Origin of the sequence: Sphingorhabdus arenilitoris, assembly GCF_042651485.1 — a bacterium.
Lineage (GTDB): Bacteria > Pseudomonadota > Alphaproteobacteria > Sphingomonadales > Sphingomonadaceae > Sphingorhabdus_B > Sphingorhabdus_B arenilitoris.
In genome coordinates this window covers 1-1,837 of sequence record NZ_JBHSDH010000031.1, presented here as the reverse complement: position 1 = coordinate 1,837, position 1,837 = coordinate 1, and the positions used below count along the sequence as shown (strand labels likewise).

Below are 1,837 nucleotides of genomic sequence, written 5' to 3'. Positions count from 1 at the left end.
GACCAGCGTGGTGTTTAACGATGCGGCGACGCAAACGGTTGTGACGCTGGCCAATGGTCAGGTGACCACATCCACCTATAACAAAGCGGGCGATCTGGTCAGCAGTACAGCGGCGAGCGACTTCTCGCCAGCGGGTAAAAGCCAGTTTTTATACGACAAGCTAGGCCGTATAAGGGTTGCCAGAAATTACTGGGGCACAGGCACAACAGAATTTTACAACAGTTATTATTTATACGATGCGGCAGGACGCAAGACAGCCGATATTTCACATAGCGGTGATGTCGTCGAATATCGTTATGACAATGCCAATCGTATTATTGGGCAAGTCGCTTATAACGGACGGTTAAATGCGACGCAGTTGTTAGCGCTGTCTTCCGCAGCCAACTATAATGGTTATAGCACGACGATCGGTTCCATTCGCCCGGCGGCTCAAGCGTTGGATATCTGGACTTGGAATATCTATGATGCCGGTGGGAGGCTTCTTCAAACTATTGATGGGCTGGGCGGAGTAACCGCTTTTGAATATGACACGTCGGACCGTCTGATCAAGACAACCAGCTATGTAAACAGGTTGGCGCAAGCTGCGGTTGATGGGTTTAAGGCGGTATCGCCCTTGACGGTGCAGGCGGTGACGGCGGATGCCGGTCGGGATCAGGTCTCGCGGGTCTTTTATGACCGGGATGGACGTTTGATCGGCAATTTGAATGGCGAGGGTTATGTGACCCGCATCCTGTATGACAAAGCCGGTCAAAAGGTGCAGGAGATAGCTTATGCCTCGGCCACCAATACAAAGGCGGGGGTCGCAGCGGTAGACCGGGCAAGTGCAACCTTCACAGCGCTTTTGGCAACGATAGCGTCCTCTGCCAATGACCGCGACACACGCTATGTTTATGACGGCCAGGGTCAGCTGCGCTATATGCGCAATGTGCTGGGGCAAGTGACCAGCTATCAATATGATGTGAACGGCAATGTCACCAGCGTGACGCAGCATAATAATATCGCGAGCCCCGCCAATTATAATTTGGCGACCGTCAAGGCTGCAGTTACGGCGCATGCCAATGACCGTACCAGTTGGAATATATATGATAACCGCGACCGGTTGGTCTATAGCATTGATGCTGCAGGCACGGTGAGCCATCTGACCTATGACACTGTAGGTCAGGTAACGAAGAGCGTGATCTATGCTGCTGCGCAGGCGACAAGCAGTCTGCCGAGCTTTGCGGATATGAATAGCTGGGCTGCGGGCCAAGCGGGCAATGCCGGCAACCGCGTCACCCGCAACTGGTATACGCAAAAAGGTGAGCTGCGCTATAGCCAAGATGCAGAAGGTTTTGTCACCGGTTATAATTATGATGCTCTGAGCCAAAATGTGATCAAAAGCAAATGGGCAAATATCGCCTCAACCGCTGACACGACGACAATACCCAACTTAGATAGCCTAATATTAGGAGCAGGACCTGCCGTAACCAACCGCTATAGTTATGACTACGCAGGGCGTTTGCTAACCTCTACCGATGCCGAGGGTGTGCGCAGCTCGAATGTTTACAATGCGCTCGGGCAAATATCCGATGCCTATATTGCGGATCAGCGGAATGGCGTAATTTCTGCAGACTTGACTATAACTCATTATGAATATGACGGCGCAGGCCGGATGGTCAAACAATCTGACGCCTACGGCCAAGCTGAAGTTACCGACATGCAATATACGTATGACGGCCTTGGCAATCTGACATCTGTTATTGATGCGAACGGCAAGGTGACGAGCTACACTTACGATCGTCTGGGCCGCATGGTGACGATGACCGATGCGGCAGGCGGAGTTACGAGCTACGAATAT

General features: G+C 52.0%; 1 protein-coding gene. It reads left to right on the top strand.

Annotated features, from left to right (window positions below; all coding sequences use genetic code 11):
• Nucleotides 1-1,837 (top strand): hypothetical protein (locus tag ACFOWX_RS13345; protein WP_381425118.1); only part of this gene is annotated, 1,837 nt, incomplete at both ends.